The sequence below is a fragment of the Streptomyces sp. NPDC026673 genome (assembly GCF_040638135.1).
Classification (GTDB): Bacteria; Actinomycetota; Actinomycetes; order Streptomycetales; family Streptomycetaceae; genus Actinacidiphila.
The window spans coordinates 119,903-137,023 of record NZ_JBEZXR010000002.1; the positions used below are offsets into that span (position 1 = coordinate 119,903).

Consider the following 17,121-nt stretch of genomic DNA (forward strand, 5'->3'; position numbering starts at 1 on the left):
GCGGCACCGCCCTAGGCTCGCCGTATGGCAGAACGACTGGCCAAGCTGCTGGACGCCGTCGGCTCGGTCACGTCCGCGCTGCTGGCGGACGAACAACCGGGCGTCGACGCGCTCGACGTCGTCGCCGAGCAGGCCCGCGCGCTCGTGGGGGCCGACGCGGGCCTGGTTCTGCTGCCGACCGTCGAGGGCGGCCTGGAGGTGGTCGCGGTCTCGGCCCAACAGCCCGCGGGATTGGTCGGCACGGTCCTCGAGGCGGACAGCCCGCCCGTGGCGCCGCTGATGGCGGGGGAGCCGGTGTTCGTCGAGGACGCCGCGACCGACGACCGGATGACCACGGCCATCGCCCCGCGCTTCGGAGCGTGCATGATGCTGCCGCTCCAGAGCAGCGGGCATGTGATGGGCGCCCTCGCGCTGCCGAGGAAGCACGGCGTCCCGGGGTTCACCGAGGACGAGCGCTTTGTCGCCACCCAGTTCGCGGCGCAGGCGGCGCTGGCGCTGCTGCTCGCCGACGCCCAGCGCGACCGCAACCGGCTGGCCGTCTACGAGGAGCGCGACCGGATCGCCCGCGATCTGCACGACCTGGTCATCCAGCGGCTCTTCGCGACCGGGCTGATGCTCCAGGGCGCCCGGCGCAAGGCGCTGCCGCCCGACGCCGAGGAGGGCATCGCGCACGCGGTCGAGGAGCTCGACGCCACCATCCAGGAGGTGCGGACGGCGATCTTCGCACTGCAGCAGGAGCCGCGGGACGACGCACCGGCGGGGCTGCGCGCCCAGGTCCTGCGGGAGACCGGCTCGGCCGCCCGGGGCCTGGGCTTCCAGCCCTCGGTCCGCTTCGTGGGGCCGGTCGACTCGCGGGTCGGCGCGCTCAGCGCCCGCAATCTCGTGGCGGCGTTGCGCGAGGCGCTGTCCAATGTGCAGCGGCACGCGGGCGCCACCTGGGTCGAGGTGGTCCTCGACGCCACCGCCGTCCTGTCCGACGGACGCGAGGGGGTGCGGCTGATCGTCTCCGACGACGGTGTGGGCATCCCGGAGACCGGACGGCGCAGCGGACTGCGCAACCTCGCGCGGCGCGCGGAGTCGCTGGGCGGCGAGTCGATCTTCGGGCCGGGGCCGGACGGCAGGGGCACCACGCTCGCCTGGGAGGCGCCCCTGTGACCACCGGCCCCGCCGCGAGGGGCCGCCCCGGCCCCGTACGCGCGTGCGGTCCGGTCAGCGGCCGGCGAGGATCCGCTCGATGACGCGGGCGACGCCGTCCTGCTCGTTGGCCACCGTGTGGTGCGTCGTGGCGGCGAGCACGTCGGGGTGGGCGTTGGCGACCGCGTACGAGGTGCCGGCCCAGGACAGCATGGGCAGGTCGTTGGGCATGTCCCCGAAGGCCACGACCTCCTCGGCGGAGATGCCGAGGTCCGCGCAGCAGCGCGCGAGCGTCGTGGCCTTGCTGACCCCCGTGCCGCTGATCTCCAGCAGCGCCGACGCGCTGGACCGGGTGATCTCGGCGTGCTCCCCGGCCGCGGCCCGCGCGGTGCGCAGGAAGGCGTCCGGGTCCATGGACGGGTGCTTGGCCAGCAGCTTGAGTACGGGCTGGCCCTGCCGCCCGCCGTCGAGCAGTTCCTCCACCGGGGCGACGACCGCGTCCGGCGTGGGCGCGTACGGCGGGTACTCCGGCTCGTAGGCGAAGCCGCCGGTCAGCTCGACGGCGAAGGCCGTGCCGGGGACGGCGCCGCGCAGGATCGTGACGACCGCGAGCGCGTCCCGCGGGTCGAGGGGGTAGGCGGCGAGCAGGCGTCTGCCGCGGTGCAGGTCGTAGACGGCGGCGCCGTTGGCGCAGATCGCCATGCCGTGGCCCGCGGTGTGCGCGGCGACGACGTCCATCCACCGCGCGGGACGGCCGGTGACGAAGAAGACCTCGATGCCCGCGGCCTCCGCGTCCGCCAGCGCGGCGATCGTCCGGGCCGAAACGGTCTTGTCGTCGCGCAGCAGCGTGCCGTCCAGGTCGGTGGCGATCAGCCGCGGCGCGGGGGCCGCGAGGGTGGCGTCCGGGGTCCGGGGATGCTGGGTGGCTGAGGTCACCGACCCATGGTCCCCCATGCGGATGCATATGACAGCAGGCGGGTGCGGAGTGCGACCACCGCCACACACTCCGTCTTCGTTGTCAGTGCGGGGTGCCACCATCACGTCATGGCCCTTGTGCGTTGTGAAGAGCAGCCCGACCGGGAACCGGTGCTCCTGGCCGACGCTTTGCCGACCGTCGTGGACGGCATCCGCCTGGCCGCGCGCGCCGCGATACCCGTCGCCGACCCGGCGGCCGGCACCGCCACGACCTGCGGCCGGTGTGCCTGCGCCGCGTACCGGCACCGCACCTCCGGCGGTTACTGGATCCTGATCGAGCCCGGCGAGTGGCCTCTCGCCGCCGTCCCGGCCGGTCGCCGCTGGCGCGTCGCGGGCGACGGCACGGCGGTCAACCTGCGCGCGACCGCGCCCTCCGACACGTGCCGGATCAGCCACTTCGACGTCTGCCCCGCGGGCCCGCCGCTCACGGCGTCGCCCGTGCTGCTCGGCCAGTGGCGGCGCAACGCCCGCCGCCGGCTCAACTGAGCTGGGCCGGCGCCTCGGTGGCGATCCGCTCGAAGACCTTGACGTCGGCCGCGTAGACGGAGTCCGGCACCGGCCAGTGGACCACGATCTCCGTGATGCCGATCTCCGCGTAGCGGCCCGCGAAGTCGACGAAGGCGTCGAGCGACTCCAGCGGGCGCTCCGCCGTGGACCCGGTCAGCAGCACGCGGTCGAGTTCGCGCGGATCGCGCTCGATCTCCGCACAGGCGATCTCCAGCAGGTCGAACTGCCGCGAGACGACCTCGGGGCACTTCTCCACGGGCACGTCCGCCGGGCCCTTCGGGTCGCCGTACGTCACCCAGGCCTGGCCGTAGCGCGCCGCCAGCCGCAGCCCGCGGGGACCCGTCGCCGCCACCGCGAAGGGCACCCGCGGCCGCTGGACGCAGCCGGGGATGTTCCGCACCTCGTGCGCCGAGTAGAAGTCGCCCTCGTGCGTCACCACCGGTTCCGTCAGCAGCCGGTCCAGCACGGCGACGAACTCGCCGAAGCGGTCGGCCCGTTCGCGCGGCGTCCACGGCTCCTGACCCAGCGCGGTCGCGTCGTAGCCCACCCCGCCGGCGCCGATGCCGAGCGTCAGCCGGCCCTCGCTGACGTCGTCGAGGGTGATCAGTTCCTTCGCGAGCGTCACCGGGTGCCGGAAGTTCGGCGACGTCACCAGCGTGCCCAGGCGGATCCGTTCGGTCGCCGCGGCCGCCGCCGTCAGCGTCGGCAGCGCGCCGAACCACGGACCGTCCCGGAAGCTCCGCCAGGACAGGTGGTCGTAGGTGTAGGCGGCGTGGAAACCGAGTTCCTCGGCCCGACGCCAGACCTTCCGGCCCTCGTTCCAGCGGTGGATCGGCAGGATCACAGTGCTCAGGCGCATGCCCCCAACCCTACGGGGTGGCCTTTCGGCGGCCGGGGACGCGACCGCCGAGGGGCCCTGCGGGATGATCCCGCCGGTGGCGCCCGTCCGGTGGAACCCGCCGGCGGTCCTGCCGTACGAGCTGCGCTTCCGCACCACGGCGCCCTCGGTCCCCGTCGCCGGAAACCGGTCCGGTCCGGGCCCGCACGGTGGCGGTGACCTGCCGGGGAGTGCCGGATACCCCCTTCCGCGAGGGGTCGCAACCCAGAGCGCAGGCCGCCGGAAATCCGGCGCGGGAGCGGCCGGCCGGGGCACGGCTGGGCCACCCGGGTGGTGTTGATCGGAATATCGGCACCCTCGGGGTGCGGCACCGAGGATTTCGTGCTCACTTCCGCATCATCGGATTAGTCGCTCCCGACTCACCGAAGGAAGTGAGAGGTCATGGCTGCCAACACCCATGTCAGGACGTTCTGGGACGTCTTCGTGACGCTCCTGCTCAAGATGGTCGCGTACTTCGGGTTCGCCGTCCCGGCGTCGCGTAGCACGGCTCCGGCCGCGCCGCGACCGGAGACGGTCCCCGGGACCCGGTTCCTGCCGACCGCGGAGGCGGTGCGCCACTGGGCGCCGGCTCCGCGAACGGAGCCGGCACCACAACCGGTGGCCGTGGGCGCCGCCGCGTCCGGGCCGGGACTCCGTGTCGAACCAGGCGGACGCACACCCGAGCTCCCGTCGTCCCGCACATCGACCCGTACGCCATCCCGTACGCAGAGCCCCGCGTCGTTCCGCACGCCACCCCCCACGTCCGTCCGTACGCCGTCCCGTACGTCCGTCCGCACGCCGTCCCGTACTGCGCACCGCGACGAGCCCGTCGTGCCCGAGCCGTCCACCGCCTGCGAAACGGGACCCTGCCTCACCGCCGCGACCGGCTCCAACGCGCTGTCCCTGCCGCCGACGATGAAGCAGCGCATCCGCGCCGAGGCCCACGGCGCCTCGCCTGTGGCCCGCGTGCGCACCCGTCCGATCGGCGACGCCGGCCTCGACCCCGCGCTGACCGACGCGACCGAGGCCCCGGCCCGTACCCCCCGCCGCGAGTGGGCGCTCTGCGCATGACCGCCGCGGACGCGCGTGACCAGCCGGTACGGCGCGCCGCACGGCGCCCGTTGACGGAACGTCAAGCCGTCCCGACCCCGGAGGGCCGCGTCGAGCGGACCACCCGCGGGGCAGCGAACAACCCCGGCGCCCACGACAGCGGGACCGTCCGGACGCCCCGGACGACGGGCACACGCACGGGCCCGAGCCGAAGCACGGCGATGAGCAGGACCACGAGCAGGATCACGAGCAGGACAACGAGCAGGACAACGAGGACGAGGACGACGATGCCGGAGACGACCCGCACCCCCGAGGCTGTGACGGTCACCGCCGGCTCGACGGGGCTCCACAAGCGGCGGGACAGCCCGGCCCGTACCGGGGTCCTGAACCGTCCGGTCACCGAACCGCCCGCGCACGGCGGCGCTCGCCGCCGCATCCACGCGTACGGCGAGACGAGCACAGGAACGTACAGCACACCCACGTACGACTCACGCACGCACAGCTCACGCACGTACGACTCACGCACGTACGACTCACGCACGTACGACTCACGCACGTACGACTCACGCACGTACGACTCACGCACGTACGACTCACGCAGGTACAGCACAAGCACGCGCAGCCCAACCACGCACAGCTCACGCACGTACGACTCACGCACGCACAGCACAAGCACGCGCAGCCCAACCACGCACAGCACACCCACGCACACCCCACGCGAGCGCGGCACCCATACGCGAACAGGCACACCCCCAGGCATGCCCGCAGGCATCGCCACGCACCCGTACTCGCACCCCACGACCGAACGCAGCACCGCGCGGCACCGCCGCGGGGGCCGGCCCGCCCAGGGCGACCGGTGGAGCCGACGACGCTCCCGGACGTCCCACTACGGCTGAACCGCGCGATCCGCAGGAGGAACCCCGGCAAGTCGGACGTCCCGCACCGCCTCCCCTACGGGGGAGTCAACCCGAAGGACTACGCACAACCGCCCCCCAGAGTGACGACGGGGTGTGGTCCACGCCACTAGGTTCGTGGCGTGACTGTGATCGCTACCGAAAGCCTGACGAAGCGGTACCCGAGGGTGACCGCTCTGGACCGGCTCACCGTCGACATCGCACCCGGTGTGACCGGGTTGGTCGGTGCCAACGGAGCCGGCAAGTCGACCCTGATCAAGATCCTGCTGGGGTTGGCGCCGGCCACGGAAGGCCGGGCCTCCGTGCTGGGCATGGATGTGGCGACCGAGGGCGCGTCGATCCGCGCCCACGTGGGCTACATGCCGGAGCACGACTGCCTGCCGCCGGACGTGTCGGCGACCGAGTTCGTCGTGCACATGGCCCGCATCTCGGGCCTGCCGCCGGCCGCCGCGCGCGAGCGCACCGCGGACACGCTCCGCCATGTCGGCCTGTACGAGGAGCGGTACCGTCCCATGGGCGGCTACTCCACGGGTATGAAGCAGCGGGTGAAGCTGGCCCAGGCGCTGGTCCACGACCCCCGGCTGGTGCTGCTCGACGAGCCGACGAACGGGCTGGACCCCGTCGGCCGCGACGACATGCTCGGGCTGATCCGCCGGGTCCACACCGACTTCGGCATCTCCGTCCTGGTCACCTCCCATCTGCTCGGTGAGCTGGAGCGCACCAGCGACCACATCGTGGTCATCGACGGCGGCTCCCTCCTGCGCTCCTCCTCGACCAGCGACTTCACGCAGGCGACCGCCTCGCTCACGGTCGAGGTCACCGAGCACGAGGACGAACTGGTCGCGAAGCTGACCGCCGCCGGGCTCAACGCGCACGCGGACGGCCGGCTGATCATGGTCGACATCGACGGGGACGAGACGTACGACGCGGTCCGCGACGCGGTCGCGGAGCTCGGCACGGGCCTGGTGCGCATGGAGCAGCACCGGCACCGCATCGCCGAGATCTTCCGGGGAGGGAACGACCATGACGCAGCTTGAGGGCAGGCCGCCCGCGGCCGACGTCATCCACGACATCGGCTACCGGCACTACGACGGGCCGCGCCTGGGTCGCGGCTACGCGCGCAAGTCGCTGTACGCGCAGAGCCTGCGCAGCGCCTACGGCCTCGGCCGCTCGGCGAAGTCCAAGGTGCTGCCGATGATCCTTCTGGCCGTGATGTGCGGGCCCGCCGCCATCATGGTCGCGGTGGCGATCGGGACGAAGGCGACCGAGCTGCCGATCGAGTACACCCAGTATGTGATCATCATGCAGGCCGTGATCGGCCTCTACCTCGCGGCGCAGGCGCCGCAGGCGGTCTCGCTCGACCTGCGCTTCAAGACGACCCCGCTCTACTTCTCCCGTCCGATCGAGGCGGTCGACTACGTCGCGGCGAAGTTCGCGGCGCTGACCACGGCGCTGTTCATCCTCACCGGGGTCCCGCTGCTGATCATGTACATCGGCGCGCTGCTGGCCAAGTTCGACGTCGGCGACCAGAGCGAGGGCTTCGCCAAGGCCCTGCTGTCCGCGCTGCTGCTGTCCCTGCTGTTCGCCGGCATCGGCCTGGTCATCGCGGCGCTCACGCCCCGCCGGGGCTTCGGCGTCGCCGCGGTCATCGCCGTGTTCACGCTCTCGTACGGCGCGGTGAGCAGCGTCCAGGGAGTGGCCTCCATCAACGGCAACGAGACCGTGATCGCCTGGCTGGGCCTGTTCTCGCCGATCACGCTGATCGACGGCACGCAGACCTGGTGGCTGGGCGCGACCTCCAGCTTCGTCGAAGGCGCGGGCCCGAAGACCGCGGTCGTCGGCACGGTCTACCTCCTCGTCCTCCTCGCCGTGATCGCCGGCTCCTTCGGCCTGCTGATGCGCCGCTACCGAAAGGCCGTTCTGTCGTGACCACCCTGTCCATCGACCATGTGTCCCGCTGGTTCGGCAACGTCGTCGCCGTCAACGACGTCACGATGACGATCGGCCCGGGCGTCACCGGTCTGCTCGGCCCCAACGGCGCGGGCAAGTCCACCCTGATCAACATGATGGGCGGCTTCCTCGCCCCCTCGGCGGGCGGCGTCACCCTCGACGGCGCCACGGTCTGGCGGAACGAGCAGGTGTACCGGCACATCGGCATCGTGCCCGAGCGGGAGGCGATGTACGACTTCCTGACCGCCCGCGAGTTCGTGGTCGCCAACGCCGAGCTGCAGGGCCTGGCCGATCCGGGGGCGGCGGCGCAGCGCGCCCTGGCCACGGTCGAGATGGAGTTCGCCCAGGACCGTCCGGTCTCCACGTACAGCAAGGGCATGCGGCAGCGCGCGAAGATGGCCGCCGCCCTGGTGCACGATCCGTCGGTGCTGCTGCTGGACGAGCCGTTCAACGGCATGGACCCGCGCCAGCGCATGCAGCTGATGGACCTGCTGCGGTGGATGGGGGCCGAGGGCCGGACGGTGCTGTTCTCCTCGCACATCCTCGAGGAGGTCGAGCAGCTGGCGAGCCACATCGAGGTGGTCGTCGCCGGCCGGCACGCCGCCTCCGGCGACTTCCGCAAGATCCGCCGGCTCATGACCGACCGGCCGCACCGCTACCTGGTGCGCTCCAGCGACGACCGGGCACTCGCCGCGGCGCTGATCGCGGACGGTTCCACGGCCGCCATCGAGCTGGACTGGAAGGAGCGGGCGCTGCGGATCCAGGCGATCGACTTCGCCGGTTTCACCGAGCTGCTGCCGCGCGTCGCGCGGGAGCGGGGCATCCGGCTCTACACGGTCTCGCCGTCCGACGAGTCCCTGGAGAGCGTCTTCTCCTACCTGGTCACGGCGTAGGCACCCGGCTGTAAGGAGCTTCGATGTTCAATCCCACCGTGGCCAGGCTGACCTACCGGGGGCTGCTCGGCCGCCGCCGGGCCCTGGTCCTGTTCGCCCTGCCCGCGCTGCTGATCCTGATCGCCGTGGCGGTACGGGTGCTGGTCGGCGCCGACGACTCCATCGCGAGTTCGGTGCTGGGCGGTTTCGCCCTGGCGACGATGGTGCCGCTGGTCGGAGTGATCGCCGGTACCGGTGCCATAGGGCCGGAGATCGACGACGGCTCGATCATCTACCTGCTGGCCAAGCCGGTGCGGCGGCCGACGATCATCGTCACGAAGCTGCTGGTCGCCATCGGGGTCTCGGTGGTCTTCTCGGCCGTGCCGACCCTGATCGCCGGGTTCATCCTCAACGGCAACAGCCAGGGCATCGCGGTCGCGTTCACCGCCGCGGCGGCGGTCGCCTCCGTCACGTACGCCGCGATCTTCCTCCTGCTGGGCGTGGTGACGCGGCAGGCGGTCGTCTTCGGCCTGGTCTACGCGCTGATCTGGGAGTCGCTGATCGGCAGCCTGGTGCCGGGGGCGCGCACACTGAGCGTGCAGCAGTGGGCCCTGGCGCTGGCCCAGAAGATCGCGGGCGAGGGCATGGTGACCTCCGACGTGGGGCTGCCGCTGGCGGTGGTGCTGCTGATCGGTGTCACGCTGGCCGCCACGGCTTTCGCGGGGCAGCGGATGCGGTCGCTGACGCTGGCCGGCGAGGAGTGATCCCCGCGTCGTAGCAGTGGGCCGCCCGGGTGGTCTTCTCCCGCCCGGGCGGCCCTGCTCCCCCGCCGTCCGCACATCGGATTGTCAGATTTGCGGCGTGATGTCCGAGACTCCGCTGCTCTTCGCCATGGGTGTGTTCCTGGCCGCCCTCGGCCTGCTCATCGCGCTGTTCAGCCCGGAGCTGGCCCATCGCATCGACGGGCTCGCCGCGCGCGTCGCCGCCGGGCTCCGCGTCCGTCTCGCCCGGAGCCGGCGCCCTCGTCGTTTCGCACCCGCCCCCCGAAAGTGGGCCACGTCACAGTCCTCATTGAAAATTCAAGGGAATGTCGCTACGGTGAAAGAGGTTGAAACGTAAACCAAGACGTCCCCAAGGAGTTCACGATGGGCCTGTTCAGCCGCAAGAGCGACGCCGCCGAGACCACCACCGCCGCCCCCACCGCGGACCTGGCGCACCTCACCGGCGAGTACACGATCGACCCCACCCACAGCGAGGTCGGCTTCTCCGTGCGCCACGCCATGGTCACGACCGTGCGCGGCCAGTTCGCCGAGTACGAGGGCAAGCTGAGCCTGGACGGCGCCAAGCCGGCCAACTCCTCCGCCGAGGTGTCGATCAAGGTCGTCAGCGTGGACACCAACCAGGCGCAGCGCGACGAGCACCTGCGCACCGGCGACTTCTTCGACGTCGCCACCTACCCGGAGATCAGCTTCCGCAGCACCTCCGCCGAGCAGGTCGACGACGAGACCTACCGCATGCACGGTGACCTCACGATCAAGGGCACCACCAAGCCGGTCTCCATCGACTTCACCTACAACGGCTCCGCCACCGACCCCTACGGCAACCTCCGTGTCGGTTTCGAGGGTTCCACGACCGTCAACCGCGGCGACTGGGGCCTCACCTACAACGCGGCCCTCGAGGGCGGCGGCGTCCTGATCAGCGACAAGGTCAAGCTGACCTTCGACATCTCCGCGATCAAGGCGGCCTGAACCCGCTGATACAGCCGTCCCCCTGCCGTACGACGGAGGGGACGGCAGCGGACGAGACGGCCGGCACCGCCGGCACCGGGCGCCGCCGCACCGCACCGAGCGGCGCGGCGGCCCGGGTCGTCACCCAGGCCCGCGGGCGGGCGCGCTCCCCACGGGAGCCACATCCGTCCGCCGGCCCTCACCGTCGGTGTTCACGTCGCCCATGAGCGGTCCGGATCTCCGGCGCTTGTGGGCTTCTCCGTGCGTTTTTGGTGCCAACGGGGCCACGGGCATGCGCGCACCGGAATCGAGCAGCTCGCCCCCCTGCCGGATGGGTCCGCCCTGCCGCGGGCTCAGATCCCGGGGAAGAGCCGCTCCAGGACCAGGGCGATCCCGTCCTCGCCGTTGGACGCCGTGACCTCGTCGGCGGCCGCCTTCAGCAGGGCGTGGGCGTTGCCCATCGCGACGCCGTGGCCCGCCCACTCGAACATCGGCAGGTCGTTGGGCATGTCGCCGAAGGCGATGGTGTCCTGCGCGGTCCGGCCCAGCCGGCGGGCGGCCAGCGACAGCCCCCGGGCCTTGGACAGGCCCAGCGGCAGCAGCTCCACGATGCCCGCGCCGGACATCACCGCGCTCACCAGGCCGCCGGCCGCCGCGGTCGCCGCGTGCGCGAGTTCGTCGTCACCCATCCGAGGGTGCTGGATGTAGAGCTTGCTGACGGGCGACGCCCACAGCCCCTCCACGTCGTCCACCTCGCCGCCCACCGGCAGCTCGGAGTCGAACAGCCGGTAGCCGGGGCCCAGCACGATGTCGCCGTCCACGCCGTCGAGCGCCGCCGCGACAGCCAGCCGGCCGGTCTCCGCCTCGATCTTGGCCAGCGCCGCCCGGGCGGTCTGCCGGTCCAGCGTGACCGAGGTCAGCAGCCGCCGCTCGCCCGCGTGGTAGACCTGCGCGCCCTGCATGCAGACGGCCAGGCCCTCGTAGCCGAGGTCCTCCAGGACGTGCACGGTGCGGGCCACCGGGCGTCCGGTGACGACGATGTGCTCGGCACCCGCCGCGGTGGCCGCGGCGAGTGCCTTGCGGGAACGCTCGGAGACGGTGTGGTCGGGACCGAGCAGCGTGCCGTCGAGATCCGTCGCGATCAGACGGTAGGGGAGCGGGGCGGTCACTTGGCGACCGGCTCCAGTACCTCGCGGCCGCCCAGGTACGGGCGCAGCACCTCGGGGACGCGGACCGAGCCGTCGGCCTGCTGGTGGTTCTCCAGAAGGGCGACGATGGTGCGCGGGATGGCGCAGAGCGTGCCGTTGAGCGTGGCCAGCGGGCGGGTGCCGTTCTCGTCCCGCAGCCGGATGGAGAGGCGGCGGGCCTGGAACTCGGTGGTGTTCGAGGTCGAGGTCAGCTCGCGGTACTTGCCCTGGGTCGGGATCCACGCCTCGCAGTCGAACTTGCGCGCCGCCGAGGAGCCCAGGTCACCCGAGGCCAGCTCGATCACCCGGAACGGCAGCTCCAGCGAGGTCAGCCACTGCTTCTCCCACTCGACCAGCCGCGCGTGCTCGGCCTCGGCGTCCTCGGGCCGGGTGAAGACGAACATCTCCACCTTGTCGAACTGGTGGACCCGGATGATGCCGCGGGTGTCCTTGCCGTACGAGCCCGCCTCGCGCCGGTAGCAGGGCGAGAAGCCCGCGTAGCGCAGCGGCAGCTTGCCCGCCTCGATGATCTCGTCCATGTGGTACGCGGCGAGCGGGACCTCGGAGGTGCCGACCAGGTACAGGCCGTCCTTCTCCAGGTAGTACACGTCGTCCTCGACCTGGCCGAGGTAGCCGGTGCCGGCCATGGCCTCCGGCTTGACCAGCGTCGGGGTCAGCACGGGGGTGAAGCCGGCCGCGGTGGCCTGCGCGATGGCCGCGTTGACCAGGGCCAGCTCCAGCAGCGCGCCGACGCCGGTCAGGTAGTAGAAGCGCGAGCCGGAGACCTTGGCGCCGCGGTCGACGTCGATGGCGCCGAGCAGCTCGCCCAGGTCGATGTGGTCCTTGGGCTCGAAGCCCTCGGCGGCGAAGTCGCGAGGGTTGCCGACGACCTCCTTGACGACGAAGTCATCCTCGCCGCCGATGGGGGCGTCCGGGTGGACGATGTTGGCGAGCTGCAGCAGCAGGCGCCGCGCCTCCTCGGCGGCCTCGTGCTGCTCGGCGTCGGCGCCCTTGACGGCGGCCTTGAGCTGCTCGGCCCGCTTCAGCAGCTCGGCCCGCTCCTCGCCCTGCGCCTTGCCGACCAGCTTGCCCAGCGACCTCTGCTCCGCGCGCAGCTCGTCGAAGCGGGTACTGGACGACCTGCGCCGCTCGTCGGCGGAGAGCAGGGCGTCGACGAGCGCGACGTCCTCTCCACGGGCGCGCTGGGAGGCGCGCACACGGTCGGGGTCCTCACGAAGCAGGCGAAGGTCAATCACGGGGAACAGGCTACCGGTGCGCCGGGTGAGGACGCGACAAGTTAAGTGCTTTATCGGGCGTTATGCCCGATTCGAAAAGGGGGGCGCGGTGAATGCCGTACGGCCGATAATGGCGAGCGGGTAACCGTCAACCGAATTCCGCGCATCCCTCCGGGGAGGGCATGTGGCCTGTGGACAAGGGTAGTTGGGGCAGGTCCGGAGCGGGGAGTTATCCACAGGGGGGAGGGTTTCCCCCTGGCTTGTCCACAGCGGGTGTGGATGGGCTGTGGAAGATGGACTTGATCGTTCCGCGGGGTGGTCGCCGGCCCGTTGATTCCCGGTCCAAACCCTCCCAACACTCCCTTTCGAGTGAGAACTCTTCCCTCTATCGAGTTGTTCGAAGGTATTGGGATGACGAATGATGACCTGGGGGTCCGTGGGGCACCTTGGTGCGAGTGTGCCGATTTGTCGATCTGGCGGTTCCTTGGGCGACTTGTTCTGTCGACTTATCCCCAGCCCGCGGGAAGGGCCTGTGGATAACGCGGTGGACAACCGAAGGGCCCACCGGTTGTTCACCGGAGGGCCCTGAAAGCGGTGCGAGGGGGCCTCAGACCCGTCCGTCGAGGGTGCGTCCCAGCCAGTCCGCCGCCGCCGTGAACTCCTCGTCCGTGGTGCCCTTGCGCTGCTGCGGCGGCACCTCGTCCGCGCGCGGGTACGAGCCCAGGAAGCGCACCTGCGGACAGATCCGCTTCAGGCCCATCAGCGCCTCCCCGACCCGGCGCTCGGTGATGTGGCCCTCGCAGTCCACCGAGAAGCAGTACCGGCCGATGCCCTCACCGGTCGGCCGCGACTCGATGCGGATCAGGTTCACCCCGCGCACGGCGTACTCCTGCAGCAGCTCCAGCAGCGCGCCCGGATGGTCGTCGCCCAGCCAGAACACCGCCGAGGTCTTGTCGGCGCCGGTCGGGGCGACCGGCCGGGCCGGCCGGCCGACCAGGACGAAGCGGGTCTCGGCGTTCGCCGCGTCGTGGATCTCGGTGACCAGCGGCTCCAGCCCGTACGTCGGCGCCGCGAACTCACCCGCGAACGCCGCGTCGAACCGGCCCTCCGCCACCAGCCGCGCGCCGTCCGCGTTCGACGCCGCCGACTCCCACGCGGCGTCCGGCAGATGCGCCGACAGCCACTTGCGGACCTGCACCTGCGCCGCCGGGTGGCCCGTGACGGTCTTGACGTCGCCCAGTCGCGTACCCGGCCGCACCAGCAGCGCGAAGGCGATGGGCAGCAGCACCTCGCGGTAGATCATCAGCGGGGAGCCGGCCGCCAGTTCGTCGAGGGTCGCGGTGATGCCGCCCTCCATCGAGTTCTCGATGGGGACGAGGGCCGCCGCCGCCTCCCCGACGCGCACCGCGTCGAGCGCGGCCTGCACCGAGACCATCGGCACCAGCTCGCGCGTCGCGGCCTCCGGGAGCGTCCGCAGCGCGGCCTCGGTGAAGGTGCCCTCAGGGCCGAGATACGTGTAGCGGCTCGCCGGCGACATGCCTGCAAGCCTAGTGGTCCGGGGCGTTCTCCTCAGGACTCCAGCAACCGCTGTCCCACGTACTCGCCCGGCGCCGCTCCGCCCGGTACCGCGAACAGCCCGCTCGCCTCGTGCCGCAGGAAGCGCGACAGCCCGTCGCCCCGGTCGAGCTTGCGCTGTACCGGGACGAACCCCTTGAGCGGGTCGGCCTGCCAGGCGACGAAGAGCAGCCCGGCGTCCGGGGCGCCGTCGTCGCGGTAGCCGTCGTGGTACGAGAAGCCGCGCCGCAGCATCGCCGCGCCGCCGTTGGAGGCCGGGGCGGCGACGCGAACGTGCGCGTCGGCGGCGATGGCGAAGGCCCGGCCGTCGGGACCGAGCTTGTCGAGGTCGGGCTTGGCGGCTTCGGTGCCACCGGACAGCGGGGCGCCGTCGGACTTGCGGCGCCCGATCACCTTCTCCTGGCGCGCCAGGGGGAGGTTGTCCCAGGAGTCCAGCAGCATGCGGATGCGCCGGACGACCGCGTAGGAACCTCCCGCCATCCACTCCGGGGAACCGGAGGCCGGGACGAAGACGCGCGCGTCGAAGTCGGGGTCGGAGGGCCGGGGATTGTTGGAGCCGTCGACCTGGCCCATCAGGTTGCGGGCCGTCCGCGGCTGCGCGGTCGTGCCGGGGGTGCGGTTGAAGCCGTTCATCTGCCAGCGCAGCGTGGCCGCGCCCGCGGCCTCCTTCTGCAGCACGCGCAGGGCGTGGAAGGCGACCAGCGCGTCGTCGGAGCCGATCTGGATCCACAGGTCGCCGTCGCTGCGCTGGCGGTCGAGCGCGTCGGCGGCGAAGTCCGGCAGCGGGGCGAGCGCCTCGGGCATCCGCCGGGCCAGATCCGTCCTGCCGAAGAAGGTCCGGCCGAAGCCGAAGGTGACGGTGAGCGAGGACGGCCCGGCGTCCAGGGCGATCTGGTTGTCGCCCGAGGGCGCCCGGCCCTCCGTCATCGCCTCGGCCGCCGCCGACCAGCGGCGCAGCAGCGCCGCGGCGCTCTTGCGGTCGGCCCCCGCGGCCAGGTCGAAGGCGGCCAGGTGGCCGCGGGCCTGCAGCGGGGTGCTGATGCCGGCCTGGTGGACGCCGTGGAACGGCACGGCCGTCGCGCCGACCGAGGTCAGCGCGGTGGGCTGCTCCCGCGTCGCGTGCGCGGCGACGGCACCCGAGGCGCCGCCCACGAGCAGCCCGGCGGCGCCGGCCGCGCCGGCCGTGCCGAGCAGACGGCGCCGCGAGAGATCCTGAGGGCGGTCGTTCATGAGCCGATCTTCACTGCCTTGGTGCGGGTGACCTGGTCGATGTCCGAGGTCCGTACGGTCACGGCGATCGTCCACTCCCCGGGGACCGGGATCTGGACGTTCTCGGCGCTCCAGTGGCCGGTGTCGACCTTGCCCAGTGTCACCGGGATGGGGCCGATCTTCTTCGACTTCAGGGTGAAGGAGAGCTTCACCTCGGGTACGTCGAAGGCCCGGCCGTCGGGGGCGGTGACCAGCAGGTGGAGCTCGTTCTCGGCGACACCGCCCGGGTCGAGCGTCACCTCGGCCTCGCCCTTGCCGTTCGTGCCGCCCGTGTCGAACGGGATCCTGACGTCCAGCGGTTCCGGCACCTCGGTGACCGGCGCCGACGCGCGCTGCTGCGCTGCGCCCTCCTCGGCGGCCCGTCCCGGCTGGGTGCCGGTGAGCAGCGTCGTGACGGCGAGCACCACGACCGCGACGGCGACCTCCGCCAGCACGGACTTGCGCAGCCCGGTGCGCTCGGTGTCGGCGTCGCGCTCCTTGCGGGCCCGCTCCTTCGCCAGCGCGGCCTCCTGCCGGGCCAGTTGCCCGGCGCGTTCGGAGGCGTCCCCGCCGGACGCGCCGCCGGCCCCCTTCCGTCCCGCCGCGACCGGCTGGGCGACGGCGGCCCTGCCGCGGACGGCGGCGTCGCCGAGCCGCGCGGTCCAGCGGCGGGAGAGCCAGGCCAGTTCCACCAGCAGGATGACCAGGCCGATCTTGACCAGCAGCAGCTGCCCGTATCCGGTGGACACCAGCGCGTCCCAGGAACCGAGCTGGCGCCAGGACTGGTAGACGCCGGTGACGACCAGCGTCACGACGGCCCCGAAGGCGATCTTCGAGAAGCGGCGCACGATGGCCCGCTCCACACGCTGCCCGCCCCACAGCGCGATCAGCAGCGCGGTGAGGCCGCCGAGCCAGACGGCCATGGCCAGCAGGTGCACGATGTCGACCGGCATCGCCACCGACGCCTGGATGCCGACCGAGGCGTGCTCGGCCATGGCCCATGTCGCGGCCAGGCCGACCGACACGACCGTGCCGCCGATGGCCAGGCCCCAGGCGAGGTCCTGGCGCTCGACCGGGTCCTCCCGCTTGGCCCAGCTGCCGAAGAGCACGGCGATGAACACCGCGCCCGCGGCGAGCAGCAGCAGCCGGGAGAGCAGCGCCGCGCCGGGCCGGGTGTCCAGGACGTCGCGCACGCCGCCGAGGTCGAAGGCGTCGCCGAGTCCGCCCCCGGCGGCGTAGGGGGCGCGCAGCATCAGCAGCGCTATCGTCGCGGCGACCATCGCCGCCCACCCGGTGGCCACCAGCCGCCGCATCGACCGCGTCCGCGCGCCCTCCGGCCAGCACACGCCGATGAAGAACGCGGCGCCGACGAGCAGCGCGAAGCCGAGGTAGGCGGCATAGCGGCCGATGTCGTACAGCGTGCCGACGATTCCCCCGCCCACCTCCTCGGTGGGCAGCGGGACGGAGGTCTTGGAAGGCGCGCCGATGGAGAAGATGAAGGCGCCCGCCACCGGGTGGCTGTCGGCCGAGACGACCTTCCACGCGACGGTGTAGGTGCCGTCGCCGAGTCCCGGCCGCAGGGCGACGGCGGCCGTCGTGTTCCCCCGGCCGCCGTCGTTCGCCCCGCCGGTCTCGGCGCGCTTCCCGTCCGGGCCGAGGACGCGGATGGAGTCCTTCGACAGCAGCACACCCTCGGAGAAGGTGAGCCGCACCTGTGCCGGCGCGGTCTGGACGACCGCTCCCTGCGCCGGGTCGGAGCCCACCAGCGCGGCGTGCGCCGACGCCGGCGCGGCGGTGCCGAACAGCAGGCCGAGCACGGCGAGCGGTACGGCCAGCAGGCGCAGCGCGGTCTTCGTCATCACCCTCATGG

At 72.3% G+C, this 17,121-nt stretch carries 15 protein-coding genes and 2 pseudogenes; 10 read left to right on the forward strand and 7 right to left on the reverse strand.

Features of this window, described 5'->3' with window-relative positions; all coding sequences use genetic code 11:
- Nucleotides 1-63 precede the first annotated feature (63 nt).
- Nucleotides 64-1,155, forward strand: a pseudogene (locus AB0F62_RS02075) (histidine kinase); the annotation flags it as partial.
- 54 nt (nt 1,156-1,209) lie between these two features.
- Here the strand turns inward: AB0F62_RS02075 and AB0F62_RS02080 are convergent.
- The gene (locus AB0F62_RS02080) at nt 1,210-2,070 is read right to left on the reverse strand and encodes a Cof-type HAD-IIB family hydrolase (protein ID WP_361791109.1); all 861 of its coding nucleotides are present in this window, start codon (nt 2,068-2,070) and stop codon (nt 1,210-1,212) included.
- A gap of 108 nt (nt 2,071-2,178) precedes the next feature.
- Between AB0F62_RS02080 and AB0F62_RS02085 the strand changes: the two genes are divergently transcribed.
- A complete protein-coding gene (locus AB0F62_RS02085; RefSeq protein ID WP_361791112.1) occupies nt 2,179-2,595 on the forward strand; it encodes a DUF6083 domain-containing protein in 417 nt (138 codons plus the stop codon).
- Here the strand turns inward: AB0F62_RS02085 and AB0F62_RS02090 are convergent.
- Nucleotides 2,588-3,475: an LLM class flavin-dependent oxidoreductase gene (locus AB0F62_RS02090; RefSeq protein ID WP_361791115.1), complete on the reverse strand. Its 888-nt coding sequence runs from the start codon at nt 3,473-3,475 to the stop codon at nt 2,588-2,590. The genes AB0F62_RS02085 and AB0F62_RS02090 overlap by 8 nt on opposite strands.
- A gap of 420 nt (nt 3,476-3,895) precedes the next feature.
- Between AB0F62_RS02090 and AB0F62_RS02095 the strand changes: the two genes are divergently transcribed.
- The 8 genes and pseudogenes from AB0F62_RS02095 (at nt 3,896) to AB0F62_RS02130 (ending at nt 10,027) form a co-directional block, all read left to right on the forward strand.
- The gene (locus AB0F62_RS02095; protein WP_361791118.1) at nt 3,896-4,564 is read left to right on the forward strand and encodes a DUF6344 domain-containing protein; all 669 of its coding nucleotides are present in this window, start codon (nt 3,896-3,898) and stop codon (nt 4,562-4,564) included.
- Nucleotides 4,565-5,072: 508 nt separating this feature from the next.
- A pseudogene (locus tag AB0F62_RS02100) lies at nt 5,073-5,570 on the forward strand (hypothetical protein); the annotation flags it as partial.
- 9 nt (nt 5,571-5,579) lie between these two features.
- Entirely contained in the window at nt 5,580-6,494 is a 915-nt protein-coding gene (locus tag AB0F62_RS02105; protein WP_361791121.1) for an ABC transporter ATP-binding protein, read from the forward strand.
- Nucleotides 6,481-7,386 carry an ABC transporter permease gene (locus AB0F62_RS02110; RefSeq protein WP_361791124.1) on the forward strand — a complete coding sequence of 302 codons (906 nt, stop codon included), beginning with the start codon at nt 6,481-6,483 and terminating at the stop codon, nt 7,384-7,386. Before AB0F62_RS02105 ends, AB0F62_RS02110 begins: the two co-directional genes overlap by 14 nt.
- Nucleotides 7,383-8,300: an ABC transporter ATP-binding protein gene (locus AB0F62_RS02115; protein ID WP_361791127.1), complete on the forward strand. Its 918-nt coding sequence runs from the start codon at nt 7,383-7,385 to the stop codon at nt 8,298-8,300. The genes AB0F62_RS02110 and AB0F62_RS02115 overlap by 4 nt, the downstream gene beginning before the upstream one ends.
- A 23-nt stretch (nt 8,301-8,323) precedes the next feature.
- Entirely contained in the window at nt 8,324-9,043 is a 720-nt protein-coding gene (locus tag AB0F62_RS02120; RefSeq protein WP_361791130.1) for an ABC transporter permease subunit, read from the forward strand.
- Between the two features lie 97 nt (nt 9,044-9,140).
- Complete coding sequence (locus AB0F62_RS02125) at nt 9,141-9,398, forward strand: hypothetical protein (protein WP_361791133.1); 258 nt, start codon at nt 9,141-9,143, stop codon at nt 9,396-9,398.
- 26 nt (nt 9,399-9,424) lie between these two features.
- Nucleotides 9,425-10,027: a YceI family protein gene (locus tag AB0F62_RS02130; RefSeq protein ID WP_361791136.1), complete on the forward strand. Its 603-nt coding sequence runs from the start codon at nt 9,425-9,427 to the stop codon at nt 10,025-10,027.
- 332 nt (nt 10,028-10,359) lie between these two features.
- On the opposite strand, the gene AB0F62_RS02135 is transcribed toward AB0F62_RS02130, so the two are convergent.
- From AB0F62_RS02135 to AB0F62_RS02155, 5 genes are all read right to left on the reverse strand, one after another.
- Nucleotides 10,360-11,175: a Cof-type HAD-IIB family hydrolase gene (locus AB0F62_RS02135; protein ID WP_361791139.1), complete on the reverse strand. Its 816-nt coding sequence runs from the start codon at nt 11,173-11,175 to the stop codon at nt 10,360-10,362.
- Nucleotides 11,172-12,449, reverse strand: a complete 1,278-nt coding sequence (gene serS, locus AB0F62_RS02140; RefSeq protein WP_361791142.1) for a serine--tRNA ligase — start codon at nt 12,447-12,449, stop codon at nt 11,172-11,174. Before serS ends, AB0F62_RS02135 begins: the two co-directional genes overlap by 4 nt.
- 586 nt (nt 12,450-13,035) lie before the next feature.
- Entirely contained in the window at nt 13,036-13,965 is a 930-nt protein-coding gene (gene pheA / locus AB0F62_RS02145) for a prephenate dehydratase (RefSeq protein ID WP_361791145.1), read from the reverse strand.
- A 32-nt stretch (nt 13,966-13,997) separates the two neighbouring features.
- The gene (efeB, locus tag AB0F62_RS02150; protein ID WP_361791148.1) at nt 13,998-15,233 is read right to left on the reverse strand and encodes an iron uptake transporter deferrochelatase/peroxidase subunit; all 1,236 of its coding nucleotides are present in this window, start codon (nt 15,231-15,233) and stop codon (nt 13,998-14,000) included.
- Nucleotides 15,230-17,119, reverse strand: coding sequence for a copper resistance protein CopC (locus tag AB0F62_RS02155; protein ID WP_361791151.1), 1,890 nt, complete (start codon nt 17,117-17,119; stop codon nt 15,230-15,232). Before AB0F62_RS02155 ends, efeB begins: the two co-directional genes overlap by 4 nt.
- Nucleotides 17,120-17,121: the final 2 nt, after the last annotated feature.